Genomic DNA, 22,050 nt, shown 5'->3' on the forward strand with positions numbered 1-22,050 from the left:
TGCCAGAATCTGCCGCAGGCGCTAGTGGGTATTGCGCCTGATGCTATCAAAACAGGACTGTTTGCCTCAGTCCGCCGCGACCAGCCGCCCCCGGCCCGCCGTCTTGGCTGCATAGAGGGCACCGTCGGCACGGGCCATCAGTTCGGCCAAGCCAGCTTCGCCCGGCTGCAGCACGGCCATCCCGGCGCTGTAGTCCAGCGCAAAGCCCAGCTCTGCCACGCTGACGGCATGCAGACGCCTGCGCAGTCGCCGGTCCAGGGCCAGCCCAGCGGGTGCGCTGTTGTGCAACAGCAGCACGCCAAACTCCTCGCCACCCAGGCGCCCGACCAGGTCTCCGCTGCGGCAGGTGTCGCCCAGCAGGCGGGCAAACAGTTGCAGGGCGCGGTCTCCGGCCTCGTGGCCGTGGGTGTCGTTGACCTGCTTGAAGTGGTCCAGGTCCAGCATCATTGCCGTCATGGGCAACTGGTGGCGTGCGGCGTGTGCCAGCAGGCTGCTGCCTTGGGTCGTGAAGCCTCGCCGGTTGAGCACGCCGGTGAGGCCATCGGTCATCGCCAGCGTGCGCAGCTTGTGTTCTGCCTCCGACCGCCACGCCACCAGCAGGGCGACGGTGCCCAGCACCAGGCTCACATTGGTGGCCACAGCAGCTGCCAGGTTGACGGGATGGGGCGTGCGAAAGCTCGGGTACTGGTCGGTGAAGGCGCCCAGCATGCCCCGCGCCAGCGTGAAAGCGGCCGACGTCAGCAGGCAGCCCATCAGCAGGCTGCGCCAGCGCAGGTTGGCCTCCACCACGGGCGCCAGGGTGGCGCGCGCAACGATGCACAAAATGGTGGCCATCAAAAAGTTGGCCCAGCCCACGCGCCAGGCGTAGTGCCCAAAACCCAGGGTGTAGCCCAGCGGGGCGGCAATCACCAACACCAGCAGCACGCGGCGCAAGGGGCGGGGGCCCAGCCATTCCTCCAGCGCCCGGTACAGCATCCACTGCGCGGCCGCGTTGCAGGCAATCGACAGGGTGGAGAGGGCCTGGTCCCACAGGGTGGCCGAGGCGATGATGGTCGACCAGGCCACCGCCTGCAGCAGCATGCTGGCCTGCATGTTGCGGGCGGCGCGGCTCACGTCCCGGCCCATGATCAGCGGCAGCGCGGCCGAGATCATGAACAGGTTGGCCGCCATGACCGTCATGAGGGTGAGGAAATCCAGTGGCATGCGCAGCGGCCTCGGGCCTGTCGTTTACTGAAATGCGACCTCGGCAAAGCTGCGCAGCTTGCGGCTGTGCAGGCGGTCCACGCCGCCGTTGCGCAGGATCTCGATGGCGCGCATTCCGATGCGCAGGTGCTGGTCCACCCGCTCGCGGTAGAAGTGGTTGGCCATGCCGGGCAGCTTGATCTCGCCATGCAGGGGTTTGTCGCTTACACACAGCAAGGTGCCATAGGGCACGCGGAAGCGGAAGCCGTTGGCGGCGATGGTGGCGCTTTCCATGTCCAGCGCCACGGCGCGGCTCTGGCTGAAGCGGCGCTGCGGCGTGTTGTCGGGCAGCAGCTCCCAGTTGCGGTTGTCGGTGCTGGCCACGGTGCCGGTGCGCATCACGCGCTTGAGGTCTGCGCCGCTGATCTGTGTGACATCGGCCACCGCCTGCTGCAGCGCCAGCTGGATTTCGGCCAGCGCCGGGATGGGCACCCACAGCGGCAGGTCTTCGTCCAGCACATGGTCCTCGCGCACGTAGGCGTGGGCCAGCACATAGTCGCCCAGTTGCTGGCTGTTGCGCAGGCCCGCACAGTGGCCCAGCATCATCCAGGCATGGGGGCGCAGCACAGCGATGTGGTCGGTGATGGTCTTGGCGTTGGCCGGGCCCACGCCGATGTTGACCATGGTGATGCCGCTCGCGTCCTTGCGCACCAGGTGGTAGGCGGGCATCTGCGGCAGGCGGGGCGGCGCGGCGCCCAGGTCGTCGCCAGCCTCGGCGCTCAGGCCCACACGGCGTGTGACCACGTTGCCGGGTTCGATGAAGGCGATGTATTCGCTGTCGGGCTTGGCCATCTCGGCGTGGCCCAGGCGCACGAATTCGTCGATGTAGAACTGGTAATTGGTGAACAGCACGAAGTTCTGGAACCACTCGGGCGCTGTGCCTGTGTAGTGGCGCAGGCGGTGCAGCGAGTAGTCCACGCGCGGCGCGGTGAACAGCGACAGCGGCTGCGCCTCGCCGGGCGCGGCCTGCCAGGTGCCGTTGGCGATGCCATCGTCCATGGCGGCCAGGTCGGGCAGGTCGAACACGTCGCGCATCAGCATGCGGCGGGCCTGTGTCAGCGTGCCCTCGATGTGGTCGTGCTCCGCAAATGAGAAATGGATGGGAATCGGGTGGGTGCTGGTGCCCACTTCCAGCTCCACGTTGTGGCTGGCACGCAGCAGGCGGAACTGCTCGGCGTAGTAGTTGGCAAACAGGTCGGGCCGGGTGAGGGTGGTCTCATACCGCCCGGGGCCTTCCACAAAGCCATAGGCCAGCTTGGTGTCGGCCCGCGCCACGGTGGTGGTGTGCACCCGCACAAACGGGTAGAACGCGCGCACCGGGCCCTCGGGCGTCTCGCCCGCCACAAAACGCTGCATGGCGTCTCTCAGGTGGCCGATTTGTTGCTGATAAATGCGCTGCACCTGGGCCAGAGCGTCGGCCGGGTCGGTGTGGCGGGTGGGGGCGATGAAGTCGGGGATGAGGGGCATGCCGCTATTGTCCACAAGCCAGAGGGGCCAGCGGACAACTTGCCGCTATTGCGGTGGCTGGCGTTCCAGCCAGCTGCCGGTGGCCAGGGCATCCATGGGTACCGACACCACAAACCCCTGGATCACATCGCACCCCAGTTCCTTGAGCAATGCGATCTGCCCTTGTGTCTCCACCCCTTCCGCCACCGTCTTGAGCTGCAGGCTGCGGGCCATCTGGATGATGGCGGTGACGATGGCGACGTCGTCGGCGCTGCCGGGGGTGTCGGTGACAAATGACCGGTCGATCTTGAGCTTGTCGATGGGGTAGCGCTTCAGATATGCCAGGGAGGAGTACCCGGTGCCGAAGTCATCGATGGAGATGCCGACGCCCAACGCCTTGACGGCGTGCAGGGTGTTCAGGGTCTGGCCAGTCTGGTGCATGAGCACGGACTCGGTCAGTTCGATCTCCAGGTATTGCGGTGCCAGCCCTGTTTCCTGGAGGACGGCCGCGATTTCAGCGGCCACATCGCGCTGCCGGAATTCGAGGGCCGAGAGGTTGACTGCCACGGGCACCTTGGCCAGGCCCTGGTCCTGCCAGGCTTTGAGCTGGCGGCAGGCTTCGCGCATCACCCAGCGGCCGATGGGCGTGATGAGGCCCCGTGACTCCGAGAACGTGATGAACTCATCGGGCCCCACCAGCCCACGCTCGGGGTGGCGCCATCGCACCAGCGCTTCCAGGCCTTGCAGCGAGCCGTCGGCCAGGCAAATTTGCGGCTGGTAATGCAGCACGAAGTCGTTGCGTGCAATGGCGTCGCGCAGCAGGCGCTCCTGGTGGAGCACATCGAGGGCACTGGCCTCCATGCTGGTGGCGTAGAACTGGCGGTTGCCGCGCCCGCTGTCCTTGGCATGCTGCATGGCCGCATCGGCGCAGCGCAGCAGCATGTCGGCGCTGCCGCCGTGGTCCGGGTACAGGCTGATGCCGATGGACGGGGAGATGGTGAGCGGCAGCTGATCGACCGTAAAAACGCCGTGCATGGACTCCAGCAGCTTGTCGGCCACCATGGCCGCGTCATCGGGCGTCTGCACGTCGGTCAGCACCACCACAAACTCGTCGCCGCCGATGCGCGCGACCACGTCGGCATCGCGCACACCCTGGCGCAGTCGCTCGGCGACGTTGCACAGCAGCTGGTCGCCCGCATGGTGGCCGAGCGAGTCGTTCACGGTCTTGAAATGGTCCAGGTTCATGAACAGCACCGCCACACGGCCATGCCGCCGGCGGGCCAGCGACAGCACCTGCGACAGCTGCTCCATCAGGAAGTGCCGGTTGGGCAATTGTGTGAGGGGGTCGTGCAGTGCGATGAAGGCTTCGCGCTCCTGCGCCTGTTTGCGGGCCGTGATGTCGCGCACCACCACGATGCGGTAGTCGGCATGGTGCAGGGGCATGGTCTTGCCGACGACCTCGACGGGGATGGGATGCCCATCCTTGTGGCGGATGGTGACTTCGTACGGATCCTCCCGTCCGCTGCGGGTGTATTCCAGCGCGGTGGCGCGCCACTCGGGGCTGATGAAGTTGAAGATCGACAGGCCCAACACTTCGTGCAGTGCAAATCCCGTCAAGCGGTACAGTGCCTCGTTGCCGTCGGTGATGATGCCGTCGCGATGGAACACGATGGCCTCGTCCGTGGCCTCGGTGAACTTGCGCATGCGTTCTTCGCTCTGGCGTACCTCGCGCTCGGCGCGCCAACGCTCGGTGATGTCGGTGATCAGCACAAAGGAGCCGAGCTGCAGCCCCGCGTTGCCAAAATGCGGGATCAGGTTGACCTCGATCATCCGCACCTCGCCGTTGGGCAGGGTTTGCTCGCGCGTGTATTTCACGCGCTCACCGTGCGAGCAGCGCTCCACGTACGGCTGGATGGCCTGCCAGGCCTTGTCGCCAATCGCCTCCTGCACGGTCAGGCCCAGGATGGATTCTGTGCTGTGGCCGTTGTAGGCGGCGTAGCCCTGGTTGGCGAACTGGCAGCGCAGCCGCGGCAGGTCGTAGTAAGCCATCAGGGCCGGGACCGAGTCGGCGATCAGGCGCAGCAGCGAGTCGCTGGAACTCCCTTGACCTGGCGTGTTGGCTGCGTTGGATGAGTCTGGCATGGACCGCTCGGTACGTATCTGTTTGTTATAGCCGATACACCTGACGGGGGCGTAAGGTAGTTGCCCGGATACCCCGCACCGGATAATCCGCCCATGACCTCCAAAGAAAACCAAGCCCGCACTGATTTCAGCGCGCTGGCCCTGAGCCCCGCCATGCTGGCCAACCTGCAGCAGCTGGGCTACACCACGATGACGCCCATCCAGGCGGCCAGCCTGCCGCCCGCCCTGCTGGGCAAGGACCTGATCGCCCAGGCCAGCACTGGCAGTGGCAAGACGGCCGCGTTTGCGCTGGCGCTGCTGGCCAACCTCAACCCCCGCCGCTTTGCGGTACAGGCCCTGGTGCTGTGCCCTACACGCGAGCTGGCCGACCAGGTGACCACTGAAATCCGCCGCCTGGCGCGCGCCGAGGAAAACATCAAGGTCGTGACCCTGTGTGGCGGCGTGCCGCTGCGCGGCCAGATGCTGAGCCTGGAGCACGGCGCGCACATCGTGGTGGGCACGCCCGGCCGGGTGATGGACCACCTGGAGCGCCAGCACCTGACGCTGGAGGCGCTCAACACCCTGGTGCTCGACGAGGCCGACCGCATGCTCGACATGGGCTTTTTCGACGACATCGTCGTGGTGGCCAAGCAGTGTCCCAAAGAGCGCCAGACCCTGCTGTTCTCGGCCACTTACCCCGAGGGCATCGCCAAGCTGAGCGCCCAGTTCATGAAGTCGCCCGAGCAGATCACCGTGCAGGCGCAGCATGCCGAGGGCAAGATCGAGCAGCGCTGGTACGAGGTGAAGAACAGCGAGCGCCTGCATGCCGTGTCGCTGCTGCTCAACCACTTCCGGCCCGATTCGTCCATCGCGTTCTGCAACACCAAGCAGCAGTGCCGCGACCTGGTGGCCGTGCTGCAGGCCCAGGGCTTCAGCGCGCTGGCGCTGTTTGGCGAGCTGGAGCAGCGCGAGCGCGACCAGGTGCTGGTGCAGTTTGCCAACAAGAGCTGCTCGGTGCTGGTGGCCACCGACGTGGCCGCGCGCGGGCTGGACATTGCCAACCTGGCCGCCGTGATCAACGTGGACGTGACGCCCGACCCCGAGGTGCACATCCACCGCATCGGCCGCACGGGCCGGGGCGATGCCGAAGGGTTGGCGCTGAACCTGGCCAGCCTGGACGAGATGGGCAGCGTGGGCAAGATCGAGCAACTGCAGGGCCGAGAGTCGCGCTGGTTCCCCGTGGCCGACCTGACACCGACCGGCAACGGCCCGCTGGTGCCGCCCATGGTCACCATCCAGATCATCGGTGGCCGCAAGGAGAAGATCCGTGCGGGCGACGTGCTGGGCGCGCTGACCGGCGAGATGGGCTACACCCGAGAGCAGATCGGCAAGATCAACGTGAACGACTTCTCCACCTATGTGGCGGTGGACCGTGCCATCGGCGCCCAAGCTGCCCAGCGTCTGAACCAGGGCCGGGTGAAGGGCAAGACCGTGAAGGCCCGCCTGGTGACGGGAACCCAGGACTTTGAGTAAAAAGCGCCGGATGCGCTAGTCAATCATGCGCCAATAGCTATCAATTTGATAGTGGGCGCGCGTCCTGCCCTGGCGGCATCAGCGCCGTGCCGCGGCAGCCTCCAGCATCCGCACCATCTCTCCAAAGCCCCGCTGGCGCGCCAGCTGCAGGGGCGTATTGCCCTGCCGGTCGGTCAGTGCCTGGCTGGCCCCCGCCTGTAGCAAGGCTTGCAGTGTCGCCTGGTGGCGCGGACCGCCGTTGCCCAGCACGATGGACTCGATGAGCGCCGTCCAGTGCAGGTTGTTCACATGGTCCAGCGGCGCCCCGGCGGCGATCAACTGACGCACCACGCCGTCGTGCCCCAGGTGGGCGGCGGCGATCAGGGCCGTGCCGTCGTAACGGCTGGTCACCTGTTTGGCGCTGGCGCCCAGCTGCAGCAGCACGCGCAGCGTGGCCTCGTCGTCCGCCACGGCGGCGATGGTCACGGCGTCGTAGCGGTCGTTCTCCAGCACATTCATGTCGGCCCCAGCCTGGGCAAGGGTGCGGATGGCATCGGCCTGCCGCGCATAGGTGGCCACATGCAGTGGCGTGCGGCCGTAGCCATCGCGGGCATTCACGTCGGCCCGCGCTGCGATCAGCTGAGTAAGCCTGGGCACATCGCCCCGCGCCGCAGCGGCATGCAGGCCCTGGTAGGCCGCTGTTTCTGCCGCCGTGGGTGGTACCTGGGCCTGGGCCGGGGTGGCACAGGCCAGTGCGGTGGCCAGGGCGAAAACAAGATTCCACGGCTTCATGGGGGCCTCCGTTGAATGCTTAGGTGCCTGTGGTTGGGCTGGCTTATTTCAGCAAATCCTGCACCTTGGCGATGCCCGCCACCGCGCACTGCTCGTCCAGGTGGCCGCCGGGTGCACCGCCCACGCCCACAGCGCCGATCACCTCGTTGCCCACCTTCACCGGCACGCCGCCGCCCAGCAGCAGGTAGCCGGGGATGTTCACCAGGTTGGCCGCAGCGGGGTTCTTCTGCGCGCCTTCCATCATGGCCAGCGTGGTGTTCTTGGCCGATGCCGAGGTGTAGGCCTTGAGGCGGCTGGCTTCCAGCGTGTGGGGGCCGGCGTTGTCGGCGCGCTGCACCGCGCGTACGGTGCCTGCGCGGTCCACCACGGTGGCCGTGACGGCGTAGCCGTTGGCGGTGCAGGTGGCCACGGTTTGCGCGGCGATCTGCGTGGCCAGGTCCAGCGACATGTTCTTTTCGGTGCGCACGCCTTCGGCGCTGGCGGCGGTGGCGATCAGGGACAGGGTGAGGGCGGCGACGGTGGCGAGGCGGTTTTGCATGATGTTCTCCGGTGTTTCTGGGTCGGTGCCACCCGTTGTGGCGCCGTGGGAGAACTGTAGAAATGGCCGCCGTTTTCGGCCATTCGGGCGGCTACGCGCGGGCCTCCGTAGAACTACGGAAAGCCCGCCAAGGGGCAGCTCACGCGGCCGCGTCCACCAGCGCCGCGTAGCGCCGGATCAGCTGCGCCAGCGACTCGGCCCCCAGCTTTGCGAACAGGTTGGCGCGGTGTGTTTCCACCGTGCGGGGCGATAGTTCGAGCGCCCGGCCGATTTCCTTGTTGGTCAGACCCTCCACGATCAGTCCCAGCACCTCGCGCTCGCGGGCCGAGAGCTGCGCAAAACGCTCGCGCGCCTGCTGGTCGGCCTGGTGGCGTTCGCGCGAGCGCACATGCTGGCGCACGGCGTTTTGCAGGGCTTCGATCAGCACTTCGTCGTCCACCGGCTTTTCCAGAAACTCGGCCGCGCCGGTCTTGAACGCGCGGCGGCACATCTCCACCGTGCCGTGGCCGGTGAGCAGGATCACGGGCTGGTCCACGCCCTGCGCCAGCAGTTGCTCCAGCACCGTGAGGCCGCTGATGCCCGGCATGCGCACATCCAGCACGATGGCGCCGATGCTGGCGCGGTCAAACCCGGCCATGAACGACTGCGGGTCGGCCCAGGTCTGCACGCGCAGGCCCACGGTGCTGATGAGCAGGGAGAGGCCCTCGCGCACGGCAGCATCGTCGTCCACCAGATGGATCAGGGGCGAGAGGGAGGGGGCGCTATCGGTCATCGGTGGGTGGTGCGACGTTGAGGGTCAGCACAAACTCAGCCCCCCGTTGGGCGGCGGATGGGGGCGTGGCTTCGGGCGCCAGGCTCAGCTGCGCGCCCATGGCCTGCGCCAGGCTCTCGCACAGCGTGAGGCCCAGGCCCAGGCCGCCGTTGCGTGTGGTGTAGAAGGGCTCGAACAGGTGCTGGCGTGCTTCGGGCGGGATGCCGGGGCCGTGGTCGCGCACCGAAAGCGCCACCTGTCCGGCACCAGCCTGCGCCATTGCAAGGTGCAGCCGGCGTTCAGCGGGGGGCACTTGCTCCAGCGCCTGCAGCGCGTTCATCAGCAGGTTGTGGATGATCTGTTGCAGGGCCACCGGTTCGGCCAGCACCGGGGGCAGGTCTGCGGCGGCCAACACCTCGGGCACCACGCCGCGCTGTGCCAGCTCGGGCTCCAGCAGGTGCAGCACGTCCTGCAAGGCGGTGGGCAGTGCCAGGGGCTGGGCCTGACCGGCCAGGTCGGGCCGCTCCACCAGGCGGCGCAGGCGGCCCACCACGGTGGATGCGCGGCGCGCCTGCTCCACGGCGCGGGCCATGGCGGTCTGTGCGGTGTCGAGGTCGGGTGGGTCGTCGGCCAGCAGGCGCTGGGCGGCCTGGGTGCTGGACAGCAGGGCGGTCAGCGGCTGGTTCAGCTCGTGGGCCATGCCAGCGGCCAATTCGCCCAATGTGTTCAGCCGCGCCACCTGGCCCAGGCGCAGCAGCTCTTCGGCCCGCTGGCGCGCCACGCGCTGGCGCCACAGTGCGCGGCCTGCGGCCCACAGCGCTGTGGTCAGCAGGCACCAGCCCAACATGCGCCACCAGGGCAGTTCGTGCATGCCCACGGTGCGGCGGGCCACCACGTCCAGCGGCTGGCTGGCGGCGGCCAGCAGTTTGTGAAAGTCGTAGGTGCGGATGCCGCTGCCCTGGTCGGCCTGGCCGGGCTGCACCACAAAGGCCGTGCCGCCCTGCTCCAGCGTCACGCGCACCGGGCTGGCGGCCATGTCCATGGGCCACTCGTCGGCGGGGATGGTGGTGCGCAGGTCGATGTGCAGCGCATAGCTGGCTGGCGTGCCCGCCAGCACCAGGTAGTAACGGCCTGCGGGCAGGTTCAAGCCTGCCGTAGCGGCGTGACCGGTGCGCCGTGAGGTGGCCTCGGCGGCTGTCAGCTCGGCCTGCAGTGCGGGCGGCCAGTCGCTGTGGGCCGAGCGCTGCAGCACCGCCAGGATCTGCGGATACACCGACGTGAGGCGGGGCAGGGGCGATGCCGCGTTGTGCAGGTCATCCACCGCAGCGGCTGGCTGCAGCAGCGCCAGCGTGGCCATGATGGCGTCGTGCTGCACCACGCGCTGGCTCAGCAGCCGGTGCACGATCCGCGCGTCGGTCTCAAACGCCGCGTGCAGTTGCTGCAGGCGGTCCACCACCAGCCAGCCGCAACCGATGCAGGCCACCGCCACCCACAACAGCAGGCTGGGCAGGTGCAGGGCGTGTCGGGGCAGAAGGCGGCGCCAGGCGGGGAGCATGCGCGGATTCTGGCATGGGGGCCTTAGAGCCTGTTCAACATCTTTTTGGAGATCGCATTGGAGTGCAATCGGGAGGAGTGGATGCTTTGGATGCGCCGCATGGGCTCGTGCCCATGCAAGCAGCCGGGGCGCCAAAACTCCGAGTTCATCGGCCCGATTTCACTCCAACCCTTCGGGCAAGGGCGTTGTGCGACTCCAAAAAGATGTTGAACAGGCTCTTGGCTGGGGCCTGCTGTTAAACGGCGCTCAGATTCTGAACAGGTTCTTAAGGTGGCTCTGGTGTAATTTCAGACTCGCCTGTTTCCGCTCCTTCGCCCACCCGCCATGTCAGCATCTTCTCCCGCATCCCACCCCTGGCTTTCACCCCGCAACCTGCTGTGGGCCTCGGTGGCCGTGGCGGTGGTCACCATTGCGCTCAAGACGCTGGCCTGGGTGGTCACGGGCTCGGTGGGCCTGTTGTCTGACGCCATGGAGTCGTTTGTGAACCTGGCCAGCGCCATGTTTGCGCTGGCCATGGTGACGGTGGCGGCACAGCCAGCCGATGACGACCACCCCTACGGCCACCACAAGGCCGAATACTTTTCCTCGGGCTTTGAGGGCATCCTCATCATGGGCGTGTCGGCGGGCATTCTGTGGGCGGCCGGGCACCGCTTGTTTGACCCACAACCCATCGAGCAGGTGGGCTGGGGCCTGGGCCTGTCGGTGCTCAGCTCGGCCCTGAACGGGCTGCTGGCCTGGGTGATGTTCCGCTCGGCGCGCGAGCACCGCTCCATCGCGCTGGAGGCCGATGCACGCCACCTGGTCACCGACGTGTGGACCTCGGCCGGTGTGCTGGTGGGCATTGCGGGGGCTGCTCTGACCGGGTGGTGGTGGCTGGATGCGGTGGCGGCCATTGCCGTGGCGCTGAACATCCTGAAAGAGGGCGTGGAGCTGGTGTGGCGGTCGTCCCAGGGCCTCATGGATTCGGCGGTGGAGCCCGAGGTTCAGTCCACCATCGACACCACGCTGCAGCAGTTTGTGGCCGCCCAGGCGCCGGGCGCTGTGCGGTTCGACCATGTCTCCACCCGCCGCGCGGGCCAGCGCCAGTTTGTGGACATGCACCTGCACATGCCCGCCGACTGGACCCTGCGGCACGCCGCCGAACTGCGCGGCCAGGTCGAGCGCGCGCTGATGACCGCCGTACCCGGCCTGCGCGCCACCATCGAGCTGCTGCCAACCGATGTGGAAGCGCATTTCGACGACCCCCGTGACGATGTGAAGGATGCCGTGAAGTGATCAGCGTATTGCAACGTGTGCGTGAAGCGCGTGTGGATGTGGACGGGCAGACCGTAGGCGCCATCGGCGCGGGGCTGCTGGTGCTGGTGTGTGCGGAGCGTGGAGACACCGAGGCCGAAGCCGACAGGCTGCTGGCCAAGATCCTGAAGCTGCGCATCTTTTCGGACGCCGCAGGCAAGATGAACCAGAGCGTGCAGGACATCGGTGGCGGCCTGCTGCTGGTCAGCCAGTTCACGCTGGCGGCAGACACCACCGGCGGCAACCGCCCCAGCTTCACCCAGGCGGCTGCACCCGATGAGGGGCGGCGGCTGTACGACTATGTGGTTGCCCAGGCGCGTAAGGTGCACCCCGAGGTGGCCACGGGCCAGTTTGCCGCCGATATGCAGGTGCATCTCATCAATGACGGCCCGGTGACCATCCCGCTGCGGATGGCGCCTGCGCTGGCGACAGCGGCGGCTGGCTGAACGCGTGGGCTGGCCTCGGCCCGCAGCTGGCCGTGGGGTTGTCCGCACGGCGACGACGCGCGGGCTGCAAATTCTGTAGGCTCGGGCACGCGCCTTCCGTTCTCCTGTTCTTGTGATGCGGCGCGCACTCCGCCGTCCACCTGCCGCGCGCCCACTGCCAGCCCTGCTTCACCCGTGACCCAAGCCGCCCCCGCTGTCCTGCCTGATCCGCCCTCGCCACGCCGCGCCCTTTGGGTGATGTACCTATGCCTGCTGTCGGCCTTTGCGCTCAGCCAGGCTTACCGCACCGTGACCAGCATCGTCGCCGCAGGGCTGCAGGCGGACTTTGGCATTTCGCCGGACTCGCTGGGCGCGTTTGCCGGCCTGTTTGGCCTGTCGTTTGGCGTGACCCAGCTCCTCATGGGCATCGGCATGGACCTGTACGGCCTGCGCCGCACGGTGCTGGTGGCTTTCCCGTTGGCGGGGCTGGGGGCCGCGGTATCAGCCCTCGCGCCTGGCTATGGCTGGCTGATGGTGGGCCAGCTGCTGATCGGCGTGGGCTGCTCTCCCGCCTTCCTGGCTTGTACCGTCTTCGTTGCGCGCCACTTTCCTGCGCAGCGTTTCGCCTTTTTCTCGGGCGTGGGCATGGGGGTGGGCGGGCTGGGGCTGTTGTTCACCGGCACACCGCTGGCCTGGATGGTGCAGCACGGGGGCTGGCGCGCGGGGTTCGCGGTGCTGGCGGTGTTGTCGCTTCTGTCGTGGCTGCTGATTTTTCTGCGTGTGCACGAGCCCGCATTGGCGCAAGCACCCCAGGGTCCGCGCGAGTCGTGGGCGCAGGCGGCGGGCCGGTTTGGCAGCTTGCTCAAGGTGCCCCACACCTGGGGCATCCTGATCCTGGGCATGACCTGCTACGCCGCCTTCCTGACCTTGCGCGGCTTGTGGCTGGGACCCCTGCTGATGGGGCGGTATGGGTTTTCGCTCATCGACAGCGGCAACGTGGCCCTGGTGCTGTCGATGCTCGCGCTGTTCGTGCCCGCCGCATTTGGCCGCATGGACCCCGGGCCCACACGGCGGCGGCGCTGGATCACCCACTTTTCCCTGCTCATGGGCAGCCTGTTCCTGCTGCTGGCCTTCTGGCATCACGCCACTGCCAACGTGGCGCTGATCTTCCTCATGGGCCTGCTGTCGGGCTACGGCGTGCTGCAGTACGCGGACGTGCGTTCGTCCTACCCCGCTGAAATGACGGGCCGCGCGCTGTCGCTGTACACCATGTCCATGTTCCTGGGCGTGGCGCTGATGCAATCGCTCACGGGGCTGTTGGCCGCGTGGGCGCAGCGCCATGGCCACGAGCCCTACCAGGCGGTCATGGTCAGTATCGCGTGCATGCTGGCAGCGGCCTCGACCGCGTTTCGCTTCTTGCCGCGGTCGTCGTTGCTGGGGCGTGGCGCCGCCTGACTCCGTGGTGCCTACTGGCTCCAGGTGCCGGCGGTGCGGCTGAAGAAGTAAAGCGTAAATGCGGAGGCTTCGCTCCCCACATCCTGCGCTGCAGTGACCACGCTGTTTCCGTCCGCCGACACACCCACCGCCTCTCCGAATCGAATGACGTTGGGCCCGGCCGGGAACATGTGGGCCTGGGCTTGCCATGTGTTCTGGGTTCGTGCATAAACGAAAGCCATGCCCCGTACAGAGCCCACCGCCAGGGTTTCGCCATGGGCGGACAGGGCTGTGCGTCCGCCGAAGTAGCTCATTGGCTCGGTGCCGCCGACGACCGTGTTCACGGGGGCCTTCACATAAGCCTGCTGGCTCCAGCTGCCGCGGTCCTGGCTGAAGACATAGACGGCTCCAAAGGGCGATTGCGCGTTGTCTGATTGATTGCCACCGACGCCGGTGGCGCTGCTGCGCTCGAAGATGGCGCCGACGGCCAGGGTCGAGCCATCGGCCGAAAGGGACACCGACGTACCGAACCCGTCGCCAGCATCCGTGTTGCTGGCCTTGAGGTAAGCCTGCGGCGCCCAGGTGGAGCCGGTGCGGGCATAGGTGTGAACGGCGCCCGCAAAGACCGCCGAGGTGTCGTTCGCATCGCCGTTGACGCCGGTGGACTTGCTGTCGTCACCGATGGCGCCCACGGCCAGCAGATTGCCGTCGGCGGACAGGGCCACGCTGGCGCCGAAGTTCTGCCCGTCGCAGGGCTGTGTGGCCCAATAAGAAAGGTTGCACCAGGTGTTGTTGCGTGCCGGCGTGTTGCTGGCCTTGACATAGGCCTGCTGGCTCCAGCTGCCGCCAGTGCGGGCGAAGACATACACCGCGCCCGCGGCCATGCTGTCGGTGTTGGCCTGATCGCCGTTGACGCCCCGGGCGTTGCTGGTCTCTCCGGTAGCGCTGACTGCCAGCGTGTTCCCATCGGCGGACAGCGCCAGCTGGGCGCCGAAGGAGGACGAGTGGCAGTAATCCTGGGCCACGTTGTTGCAGGCCGGCGCACGCCGATTGCTCGCCTGCAGTCGGGCCTGCGGCTGCCAGGCCACGCCCACGGCGCTGCGCACGAAGACGTGGACGGCGCTGTCGTCAACGGCGGGCGTTGGCCGGGGCAAGGTGGTGGTGCTCACCGGGTCGGGCGCTCCGATCACCAGCGTCTTGAGGTCCGCTGCGACGAGCACCGGGGTGCCAGCGGTGGGGTTAAACGGTGCCAGCACGCTGCTGCCCTGGCGGTCAAAGAGGAAGTGCGCGCGCAGCGCGTCCGGCGCGAGCGTGGTGGCCCGGAAGGAGCAGCTGGTGCCATTGCACTCGCGCAGCCGGTAGGTGGCGTTTACCCGTTGGTGCAGCTGCTTGATTTCAAAGGTGTGCCGTGTGCCGGTGATCGCAGAGCCGGCCTGCGCCTCGGGCAGCGGACCTGGGCCGTCCGGGTCCTCCCAGAGCTCGTAGTGCGTGGCTGGGGCCGAGGGGCTCCAGACGAAGTCGTAGCGCTCCACCCCGTAGCGCAGGCTGAATTCCGCTGTGCCGATGGTGTCGAATGCTCCGTTGGGCGTCCCGGGAACCGGCACGGAGGTAGGTGGAGGGGCAGGCGGCGGTGGTTCGCTGGCGTTGTCTCCACTGCCGCCGCCACAGGCGGAAAGAAGCAGCGACAACATCAGGCTGGTGCTGATGCCTGCCGCGCGCCAGCGTGGCGTGGCAAGGCCACCGAGGCTGCGCAGGGCCGCGTTGGCGGTGACGGAACTGAGCAAAGGTGTGACGTTAGACATGAGATCTCCTCAGTGGGCGGATAACTGCCTGGGCGGATGGATGCATCGTTGAAGGGGCGGTGCGGCGCAAGCCCGTGTTGACGAGCCCCCGCTCGCGCCTCGGTAGAGGCAGCAGCAACCACGTTGCCGCGCGGACGTCCGACTTTTACTGCCGCGCAAAAAAAACCAGCGACATCGCCAGGCCGGTGGCTACGACTCCCAAGCGTAACACCACCGGGGGCAGCTTGCGGGCCAAGCGTGCCCCGCCGTAGCCCCCTGCTGTGGCGGCCACCATCATCATCAGCGCCTGCGGCCACAGCACCACGCCGCCAGCGGCGTAGATGGCCACGGCAATGGCGGTAAGCAGGGCCGACACCCAGTTCTTGAGGCCGTTCATAGCGTTCAGGTTCGTCTGCCCCAGCAGGCCGAACAGCGCCAGCAGAAGGATGCCCAGCCCGCCGTTGAAATAGCCGCCATAGGCAGCCACCGCCAGCACGCCCACCGTGGCCTTGGCGGTGGAGGGTTTGCCGCCCGCCAGCATCCGGCGCAGCTGCGGCCCGAATGCAAACAGCGCCGTGGCCGCCAGCAGCAGCCAGGGAACCACGCGGCGGAAGGTGGCGTCGGGCGTGACCAGCAGCAGCGCGGCCCCGGCCGCGCCCCCGATGAGTGAGAGCACCACCAACAGGCTCATCGACAGCCCCGGCGGCGGGGCCGTGTCTTCGCGGAAACCCCATGCGCCGGCCACGTACCCCGGCAGCAGGGCTACCGTGCCCGTGGCATTGGCCACCACGGGCGGCACGCCGGTGAAGACGAGGGCGGGCAGGGTCAGAAAGCTGCCGCCTCCGGCGACGGCATTGAGGGCGCCAGCGACGAAGGCGGCGGTGAGCAGCAAAGAGGTGTCAAACATTCATCAATGGTAGGCGGTGGCGTGGACGCCGTTGGCGACAGCCTAGGTGCAACACCTTTGCCTGCAATGAACCTCTTCAGGGGTTCGCCCCCCTCGCCAGCGAGGCTCCCACCACCGATGCCATCAGTACAAATAAGCATTGTCGGCTTTGATGGGGGCCACGCCGTACGTGGCACGGCTGGTACCTACGGCCAGGGTGCGGGCATCACTGGACAAGGCGACGCTGGCACCGAAGCGCGCAAGTGTTTCCGATTGGGGTGCCTTGAGGTAGGCGCGATGGCTCCACGTGGTGCCGTCGCGGCGGTAGACATTGACGGATCCAGCCCAAAATAAGGTTTCGTTGTTGGGGTTGCCATTGATGCCAGAGGCGTTGCTCGCTTCGTTGAAGTCGCCCAGGGCGAGCGTGCGGCCGTCCGCAGAAAGCGACAGCATCACATTGTTGGAAAAGCCCTGGTCGGCCATTTTGACCGGCAGTGCGGGCTGCTGCGTCCAGACGTCCCCCGTGCGTGTGAATGTTCGCAGCTGAACGTCAGTACCTGCTGAGCGATCCAATACAGCCAGTGTGCTACCGTCCTTGGACATCGCAAAGGGATTGTGCGAAACCGGCTGCACACCGATGGTAGGAACGCGCCACACCTGTGTGGATGCACTCCAGGTATCGCCGAGCTGTGTCAGTACCGAGACGTCCTTGTCGGTATTCGCCGCAAGCACTGTGCCGTCGCTGGACAGGGCTACAACCGCCCCAAAGCGAGCGATGGTTGGGTCAGCGCTGCTGCCTGGCAGGTGCGCCTGCTCGACCCAGCCGCCGTTCTTGCGGGCAAAGGTGTGAACGGCTCCCACGCCGCCCCCAAAAATGGTTTCGCCGATGAAGTGGAGCCCGCCCAGCACGGCGGAAGTCCCCAGGGTGAAGTTAGCGCCTTCTTCAGGTGCTCCTACCGCCAGCAGGTTCCCATCGGCGGACAGCGCCACGCTGAAGCCAAAGTGTTGGGGGGTGCATGGAAATACAGCTGTGCCCGTGATGGTCCCTCGGCTGCAGGTCTCGACTTTTGCAGCCGTGTTGCGTGCTTTGATGTAGGCCTGCTGGCTCCAGGTGCTGCCGTTGTCGGTGAAGATATACGCGGCCCCCGCGCCATACGCGTCGCGGTTGGTCGCATCGCCGTTGATGCCGCGCGCATTGCTTCTTTCCTCGGGCGCACCCACTGCCAGCGTGTGACCGTTGGCCGACAGCGCCAGGCTGGCGCCAAAGGCCATCTTTGCGGCGGGACTGCTGCCTTCCAGCCGTGCCCGCAGACCCCAGGCAGGGGCTGGCATGCCAATACCTGACTGGCTGCGGCTGAAGACGTACACCGCGCCCGCCCCTGCCAGGTCACCTGAACTGCCCTCGCGGGGCGAACCGACGGCCAGCGTTAAACCGTCGGCCGACAGGGCAATGGTGTTCTCGTAGGCTCCAAATCGCTTGGTCAGATCGCCGCCAGCAAGGTCGAACCGTCCTATGGCCTGGGTGATGTCGGGTGTTACCGCGGCAGTGAACGGGCCGCAGCCGCTCGCGTCGCAGGCGCGCAGCCGGTAGCTGGCGTTCACCCGCTCGTGCAGTGGCACCTGAATCCGCACAGTGTCGCTGGTGACGTTATTGGCGGCGCCGGTGCTTTCGAGCGCCTCAGGCTGGGGGCCTGCTGCGCCATCAGGGTCCTCGAACAGTTCGTAGCGCGTTGCGCCCGGGGTGACGGCCCAGCCGAAGTTGTAGGTCTTGGGGCCGTAGCTCGCCACGCTGAAGCCGGAAGGGGCCGGGAGTCCGGCGGGCGTTGATTCGCCACTGCTGCCCCCGCAGGCCGCCAGAACGAGTGGCGCCGCCAGCAGCAAAGCGCGATACAAGTAGGGCAGGCCCGAATTCGCAGCGGGCGCAGGGGGGCGCTGGAAATGCATCACAGAGAAGACTCCTCAAAGAAAAGGGGGGGGAGACAGGCGCTGCGCGCGGCGGGAGCGCCGGCAGGTCTGCGAGACGCCCGCTGGAGGAGTCAATCGTCGCTTATCAAGGTACCGCCTGGCCCCGACAGACGCGAGCACTTTGTACCAAATGGTAAAAAGTGCGCCACTGCCCTCGGCAGTCGGAATGGCGTTCAGGAGGTCGCGTAAGGATCGGCAAAGCCCAGCTCGCGCAGGATGTCGGTCTCGTACGCCTCCATCTCCTCGGCGTCGGCCTCGCTCGTCTCGTGGTCCCAGCCCTGGGCGTGCAGCGTGCCGTGCACCAGCATGTGGGCGTAGTGTTCTTCCAGGCTCTTGTTTTGCTCCTTCGCCTCGCGCTCGATCACGGGGGCGCACAGCACCAGGTCGGCGGTCACCACCGGCTCCTGCGTGTAGTCGAAGGTGAGCACGTTGGTGGCGTAGTCCTTCTTGCGGTACTCGCGGTTGAGCTGCTGGCCTTCTTCGGCACCCACGATGCGCACGGTGATCTCCGCGTCGGTGGCCAGGGCGTGGCGAATCCAGCGCGTGACCTTGTGGCGGGGCAGCACAGCCCGGTGGGCGGCGGCTTCGTCAAACGCGCCAAACTGCAGCGACAGGGAGAGTTGGTTTAAGGACATTTGGGGTGTTTTAGGCTACTGGTGCGCGATGTATAAGCGTAAGTAGCTATCAAATTAGGAGTTCAGTCGCGAGTACGGGCCGCTGCGGCACGGCGGGGGGCGTCGTAGGCGTCCACGATGCGGGCCACCAGCGGATGGCGCACCACGTCGGCGCTGGTGAAGTGGGTGATCGAGATGCCCTTGACGCGCTTCAATACGCGCTCGGCGTCGATCAGGCCGCTCAGCGTCCCCTTGGGCAGGTCGATCTGGCTGACGTCTCCGGTCACCACGGCCTTGGCGCCAAAGCCGATACGGGTGAGGAACATCTTCATCTGCTCGGGCGTGGTGTTCTGTGCCTCGTCGAGGATGACGAATGCGTTGTTCAGCGTGCGACCGCGCATGAAGGCCAGCGGCGCAATCTCGATGGCGTTGCGCTCAAACGCCTTTTGCACCTTGTCGTGTCCCATCAGCTCGTACAGCGCGTCGTACAGCGGGCGCAGATAAGGGTCCACCTTCTGCGCCAGATCGCCGGGCAAAAAGCCCAGGCGCTCTCCAGCCTCCACCGCCGGGCGGGTCAGCACGATCCGCTGCACGCTGCTGCGCTCCAATGCATCCACCGCACTGGCCACGGCGAGATACGTCTTGCCGGTGCCGGCAGGGCCGATGCCGAAGGTGATGTCGTGCGTGGCGATGTTCTGCAGGTACAGGTTCTGCGTGGGGGTGCGCCCGCGCAGGTCCGCACGGCGGGTGTTGAGGATGATGGCGTCGTCCGGGGCCTCCAGCAGTTCGCTGTCGCCCGCCAGCATCAGCTGGATATAGTCCTCGCCAATGGGGCGCTCGGCCATTTCATACAGGGCCTGCAGCAGCTCCATCGCCTGCGTGGCCTTGGCCTTGGGGCCGTCGACCTTGAACTGCTCGTGCCGGTGCGCAATGCTCACCTGCAAGGCCACCTCGATGGTGCGCAGGTGCGCATCGGCCGGGCCACACAGGTGGGTGAGCCGGGTGTTGTTGTGGGGGGTGAAGGTGTGGCGCAGGATCACGCGGATAATTCCAGTCAGGCAACGGAAAACAGCAAGAACGGCGGCGCGGCATGTCATGCCCGCGTCGTCAAAGGACATCAATGATAGGCAAATTGACCGGCACCCTGCTGGAGAAGAATCCCCCCGAGGTGCTGCTGGACTGCCACGGCGTGGGCTACGAGGTGAATGTGCCCATGAGCACGTTCTACAACCTGCCCGCCGTGGGAGAGCGTGTGAGCCTGCTGACACAGTTCATCGTGCGTGAGGATGCTCAGCTGCTGTACGGCTTTGCAACCGCCCCTGAGCGCCAGGCGTTTCGTGAGCTGATCAAGATCTCCGGCGTGGGACCACGCACTGCGCTGTCCATCCTGAGCGGGATGGGCGTGAGCGACCTGGCGCAAGCGATTTCTCTGCAGGAGGCGGGCCGTTTGGTGAAGGTGCCGGGCATCGGCAAAAAGACAGCCGAGCGTTTGCTGCTGGAGCTCAAGGGCAAGCTGGGTGCGGACATGGGGGCTGTGCATGGCGCGGCCACCAGCGATGCGCAAGCCGACATTCTGCAGGCGCTGTTGGCTTTGGGCTACAGCGACAAGGAGGCGGCTGCAGCGCTCAAGGCGCTGCCAGCGGAGGTGGGGGTGAGTGAGGGGATCAAGCTGGCGCTGAAGGCGCTGGCAAAGTAGTCACGGTTGGCTTTCGTCGCGGCGCATTTCAGTGTTCAATGATGATTTGTTTGGGGCCAGGGGAAAAAATGAAATCTAATATGTTCGCTCGTTTGGGGTGGGGGTTTGCGGCAGCGGCTGCGCTGCTGGCGGGGTGTGGCGGCGGGGGCCAGGAAGGCCTTGCACAGACTTCCTCCGCCGTGCTGCAAGTAGATGGGTGGGTGCAGCCAGTCAGTGCCGACCAGGGGGTGTCCAACGTCAAGTCGCGCAGTATGCTGGCGTCCCCGCCTGTACCCTCATTGGTGAGCCTGGGCGCTTTGGCCGAGGCCAAGGCAACTCCCGCAGGCGGTGGCATCGGTCCGCGCCAAGTGGGCGTTGCGCGTGACGTAGCAGCTACCCGAGCCGCACCGCAAACATTGCAGCAGTTCCGTTGGACCCCCACTTCCAGCGGCGGTCAGGTGGCCGCCATCAGCTTCTCCGCCGAGGGGGCCTATGGCCTGCGCCTGGGGGTGGTCGCCCGAAAGCTGCCTCCAGGCGCTGTAATGCGTGTGTACAGCCAAGCAGATGCAGCCTCAGTTTTTCAGATTGCCGGGCATGAAGTGATGCAGCGCATTGAACGTAATGCGCAGGCGGGCGACACCTCGATCGACGGCCAGACCTGGTGGTCCCCGGACCTGGGTTCGCACGAGGTGACCCTGGAGTTGGAGTTGCCCGCTGGCGTAGCCCCGGACGCCGTGGATATCTCGGTGCCACGCGTCTCCCACATCTTCGAAAATCTGTCGATTCCCACAGAAGGTGAACTGACTGCCAAGATTAACGAATCGGCTTCGTGCCAGTTGGACGCCAGTTGCTATGAGGCCTATGCCAACCAGCGCAACGCCGTTGCCCGCATGATCTTTACGTCCGGTGGTGGGACCTATGTATGTACTGGTACGTTGCTCAATGACGCGCAGTCTTCTGGCACACCGTACTTTCTGACGGCCAACCATTGCATATCCACCCAGACAGAGGCGTCTTCGCTGCAGACCGACTGGTTTTACCGTGCTCCGACATGCAACAGCCGCACCCTTTCCAGCGCAACCACCAAGCGTCTGAATGGTGCGGTGTTGCTCTACGCGACGGACGTTACCGACACGGCGTTGCTCAAGCTCAACGACACGCCGCCAGCGGGGGCCTTCTTTGCCGGGTGGGATGCCAGCACGCAGGCCACGGGCGCGTCGGTGGTGGGCCTGCATCATCCCCGGGGTGATTTGCTCAAGGTGAGTATTGGCGCATTGAACAGCTTGACTTCCTGCACGGCCACCAGTGGAACCCAATTCCAGTGCGTGGGTTCGTCGGGAAATTTCTATCGTGTGAACTGGAGCCAAGGTACCACCGAAGGCGGTAGCAGCGGTTCAGCTCTGTTCAAAGGCGGCACCCAGGTCATTGGGACACTGTACGGTGGCAGCGCAAGCTGCACCTCCATCTCGTCTCCCGAGTTCTATGGCCGCTTTGATGTCGCATACAACACGGCGCTGAAAAACTGGCTGTCTTCTGGCCAGCCGCAGACACCGTCATCCGGAGTGCGTGTGCCCGTCTACCGTTTTTTTAACGGCACCACGGGGGCCCACTTCTTCACCACCAGCGCAGCAGAGCGCGACAACACCATCGTGAATTTTCCGGTGTTCAATTACGAGGGCATTGCGTTCTATGCCCAAGCGGCGCTGCAGTCGGGTAACAGTGCGGTGTACCGCTTTTATGGCCTCACCGGCGGGGCACATTTTTACACCATCAATCCTGCAGAGCGGGATAGCGTGCAACGCAGTAACCCGGATTTCCAGCTGGAGGGCATCGCTTGGTACGCAATGCCCAGCGCAGCAGGAGGTGGGATTCCTGTCTATCGGTTCTACCGTCTCTCGAAAGGCGTGCATTTCTATACGACCAGCCCCTCAGAGCGGGATTTCATCCAGGCCAGCATGCCTGACTACCGCTACGAAGGAGTCGCTTACTACGCCTGGGCGAACCAGTAAGTAAGCTACGG

The 22,050-nt window shown here is 66.3% G+C and carries 18 protein-coding genes; 6 read left to right on the forward strand and 12 right to left on the reverse strand.

Features of this window, described 5'->3' with window-relative positions:
* Positions 1–66: 66 nt before the first annotated feature.
* The 3 genes from C8C96_RS06945 to C8C96_RS06955 are packed head-to-tail and all read right to left on the reverse strand — an operon-like array spanning position 67 to position 4,830.
* Positions 67–1,203 carry a GGDEF domain-containing protein gene (locus C8C96_RS06945; RefSeq protein ID WP_056745573.1) on the reverse strand — a complete coding sequence of 379 codons (1,137 nt, stop codon included), beginning with the start codon at positions 1,201–1,203 and terminating at the stop codon, positions 67–69.
* A gap of 24 nt (positions 1,204–1,227) precedes the next feature.
* Positions 1,228–2,709 (reverse strand): AMP nucleosidase, encoded by a 1,482-nt coding sequence (locus C8C96_RS06950; protein WP_056745571.1) that lies wholly within the window; start codon positions 2,707–2,709, stop codon positions 1,228–1,230.
* A 45-nt stretch (positions 2,710–2,754) separates the two neighbouring features.
* Positions 2,755–4,830: a bifunctional diguanylate cyclase/phosphodiesterase gene (locus tag C8C96_RS06955; RefSeq protein ID WP_121941860.1), complete on the reverse strand. Its 2,076-nt coding sequence runs from the start codon at positions 4,828–4,830 to the stop codon at positions 2,755–2,757.
* Between the two features lie 93 nt (positions 4,831–4,923).
* On the opposite strand from C8C96_RS06955, the gene dbpA reads away from it, so the two are divergent.
* Complete coding sequence (dbpA, locus tag C8C96_RS06960) at positions 4,924–6,342, forward strand: ATP-dependent RNA helicase DbpA (protein ID WP_056745567.1); 1,419 nt, start codon at positions 4,924–4,926, stop codon at positions 6,340–6,342.
* Positions 6,343–6,420: 78 nt separating this feature from the next.
* Here dbpA and C8C96_RS06965 read toward each other — a convergent pair whose 3' ends face one another.
* The 4 genes from C8C96_RS06965 to C8C96_RS06980 all read right to left on the reverse strand — a co-directional run bounded on the left by C8C96_RS06965 (position 6,421) and on the right by C8C96_RS06980 (position 9,957).
* A complete protein-coding gene (locus C8C96_RS06965; RefSeq protein ID WP_121941861.1) occupies positions 6,421–7,113 on the reverse strand; it encodes an ankyrin repeat domain-containing protein in 693 nt (230 codons plus the stop codon).
* Positions 7,114–7,156: 43 nt separating this feature from the next.
* Positions 7,157–7,651, reverse strand: a complete 495-nt coding sequence (locus C8C96_RS06970; protein ID WP_056745563.1) for a heme-binding protein — start codon at positions 7,649–7,651, stop codon at positions 7,157–7,159.
* A gap of 139 nt (positions 7,652–7,790) precedes the next feature.
* Positions 7,791–8,423 carry a response regulator transcription factor gene (locus C8C96_RS06975; protein WP_056059589.1) on the reverse strand — a complete coding sequence of 211 codons (633 nt, stop codon included), beginning with the start codon at positions 8,421–8,423 and terminating at the stop codon, positions 7,791–7,793.
* Positions 8,413–9,957: a sensor histidine kinase gene (locus tag C8C96_RS06980; protein WP_121941862.1), complete on the reverse strand. Its 1,545-nt coding sequence runs from the start codon at positions 9,955–9,957 to the stop codon at positions 8,413–8,415. Before C8C96_RS06980 ends, C8C96_RS06975 begins: the two co-directional genes overlap by 11 nt.
* Positions 9,958–10,281: 324 nt before the next feature.
* On the opposite strand from C8C96_RS06980, the gene C8C96_RS06985 reads away from it, so the two are divergent.
* From C8C96_RS06985 to C8C96_RS06995, 3 genes are all read left to right on the forward strand, one after another.
* A complete protein-coding gene (locus C8C96_RS06985) occupies positions 10,282–11,232 on the forward strand; it encodes a cation diffusion facilitator family transporter (protein WP_121941863.1) in 951 nt (316 codons plus the stop codon).
* Complete coding sequence (gene dtd, locus C8C96_RS06990) at positions 11,229–11,696, forward strand: D-aminoacyl-tRNA deacylase (protein ID WP_121941864.1); 468 nt, start codon at positions 11,229–11,231, stop codon at positions 11,694–11,696. The genes C8C96_RS06985 and dtd overlap by 4 nt, the downstream gene beginning before the upstream one ends.
* A gap of 174 nt (positions 11,697–11,870) precedes the next feature.
* Entirely contained in the window at positions 11,871–13,130 is a 1,260-nt protein-coding gene (locus tag C8C96_RS06995; RefSeq protein WP_121941865.1) for an MFS transporter, read from the forward strand.
* An 11-nt stretch (positions 13,131–13,141) separates the two neighbouring features.
* Here the strand turns inward: C8C96_RS06995 and C8C96_RS07000 are convergent, their stop codons facing one another.
* From C8C96_RS07000 to C8C96_RS07020, 5 genes are all read right to left on the reverse strand, one after another.
* Positions 13,142–14,911: an FG-GAP repeat protein gene (locus C8C96_RS07000; RefSeq protein WP_121941866.1), complete on the reverse strand. Its 1,770-nt coding sequence runs from the start codon at positions 14,909–14,911 to the stop codon at positions 13,142–13,144.
* 145 nt (positions 14,912–15,056) lie between these two features.
* Complete coding sequence (locus C8C96_RS07005) at positions 15,057–15,797, reverse strand: sulfite exporter TauE/SafE family protein (RefSeq protein ID WP_121941867.1); 741 nt, start codon at positions 15,795–15,797, stop codon at positions 15,057–15,059.
* Positions 15,798–15,920: 123 nt separating this feature from the next.
* Positions 15,921–17,657, reverse strand: a complete 1,737-nt coding sequence (locus C8C96_RS07010; protein ID WP_147455653.1) for a hypothetical protein — start codon at positions 17,655–17,657, stop codon at positions 15,921–15,923.
* 257 nt (positions 17,658–17,914) lie between these two features.
* Entirely contained in the window at positions 17,915–18,376 is a 462-nt protein-coding gene (ybeY, locus tag C8C96_RS07015; protein WP_121941869.1) for an rRNA maturation RNase YbeY, read from the reverse strand.
* A gap of 62 nt (positions 18,377–18,438) precedes the next feature.
* Positions 18,439–19,395: a PhoH family protein gene (locus tag C8C96_RS07020; protein WP_056059579.1), complete on the reverse strand. Its 957-nt coding sequence runs from the start codon at positions 19,393–19,395 to the stop codon at positions 18,439–18,441.
* Between the two features lie 80 nt (positions 19,396–19,475).
* Between C8C96_RS07020 and ruvA the strand changes: the two genes are divergently transcribed.
* Together ruvA and C8C96_RS07030 are read left to right on the forward strand one after the other, a co-directional pair.
* Entirely contained in the window at positions 19,476–20,051 is a 576-nt protein-coding gene (gene ruvA, locus C8C96_RS07025; protein WP_121941870.1) for a Holliday junction branch migration protein RuvA, read from the forward strand.
* Between the two features lie 296 nt (positions 20,052–20,347).
* Positions 20,348–22,039, forward strand: coding sequence for a trypsin-like peptidase domain-containing protein (locus C8C96_RS07030; protein ID WP_233584177.1), 1,692 nt, complete (start codon positions 20,348–20,350; stop codon positions 22,037–22,039).
* Positions 22,040–22,050: the final 11 nt, after the last annotated feature.

Source organism: Acidovorax sp. 100 (assembly GCF_003688355.1).
GTDB classification, from domain to species: domain Bacteria; phylum Pseudomonadota; class Gammaproteobacteria; order Burkholderiales; family Burkholderiaceae_C; genus Acidovorax; species Acidovorax delafieldii.

What these genes read in the sequence shown, in the direction of transcription:
- C8C96_RS06945 (WP_056745573.1), bottom strand. Translation starts at nt 1,203, where the DNA reads ATGCCACTGGATTTCCTCACCCTCATGACGGTCATGGCGGCCAACCTG.
- C8C96_RS06950 (WP_056745571.1), bottom strand. Translation starts at nt 2,709, where the DNA reads ATGCCCCTCATCCCCGACTTCATCGCCCCCACCCGCCACACCGACCCG.
- C8C96_RS06955 (WP_121941860.1), bottom strand. Translation starts at nt 4,830, where the DNA reads ATGCCAGACTCATCCAACGCAGCCAACACGCCAGGTCAAGGGAGTTCC.
- dbpA (WP_056745567.1), top strand. Translation starts at nt 4,924, where the DNA reads ATGACCTCCAAAGAAAACCAAGCCCGCACTGATTTCAGCGCGCTGGCC.
- C8C96_RS06965 (WP_121941861.1), bottom strand. Translation starts at nt 7,113, where the DNA reads ATGAAGCCGTGGAATCTTGTTTTCGCCCTGGCCACCGCACTGGCCTGT.
- C8C96_RS06970 (WP_056745563.1), bottom strand. Translation starts at nt 7,651, where the DNA reads ATGCAAAACCGCCTCGCCACCGTCGCCGCCCTCACCCTGTCCCTGATC.
- C8C96_RS06975 (WP_056059589.1), bottom strand. Translation starts at nt 8,423, where the DNA reads ATGACCGATAGCGCCCCCTCCCTCTCGCCCCTGATCCATCTGGTGGAC.
- C8C96_RS06980 (WP_121941862.1), bottom strand. Translation starts at nt 9,957, where the DNA reads ATGCTCCCCGCCTGGCGCCGCCTTCTGCCCCGACACGCCCTGCACCTG.
- C8C96_RS06985 (WP_121941863.1), top strand. Translation starts at nt 10,282, where the DNA reads ATGTCAGCATCTTCTCCCGCATCCCACCCCTGGCTTTCACCCCGCAAC.
- C8C96_RS07000 (WP_121941866.1), bottom strand. Translation starts at nt 14,911, where the DNA reads ATGTCTAACGTCACACCTTTGCTCAGTTCCGTCACCGCCAACGCGGCC.
- C8C96_RS07005 (WP_121941867.1), bottom strand. Translation starts at nt 15,797, where the DNA reads ATGTTTGACACCTCTTTGCTGCTCACCGCCGCCTTCGTCGCTGGCGCC.
- ybeY (WP_121941869.1), bottom strand. Translation starts at nt 18,376, where the DNA reads ATGTCCTTAAACCAACTCTCCCTGTCGCTGCAGTTTGGCGCGTTTGAC.
- ruvA (WP_121941870.1), top strand. Translation starts at nt 19,476, where the DNA reads ATGATAGGCAAATTGACCGGCACCCTGCTGGAGAAGAATCCCCCCGAG.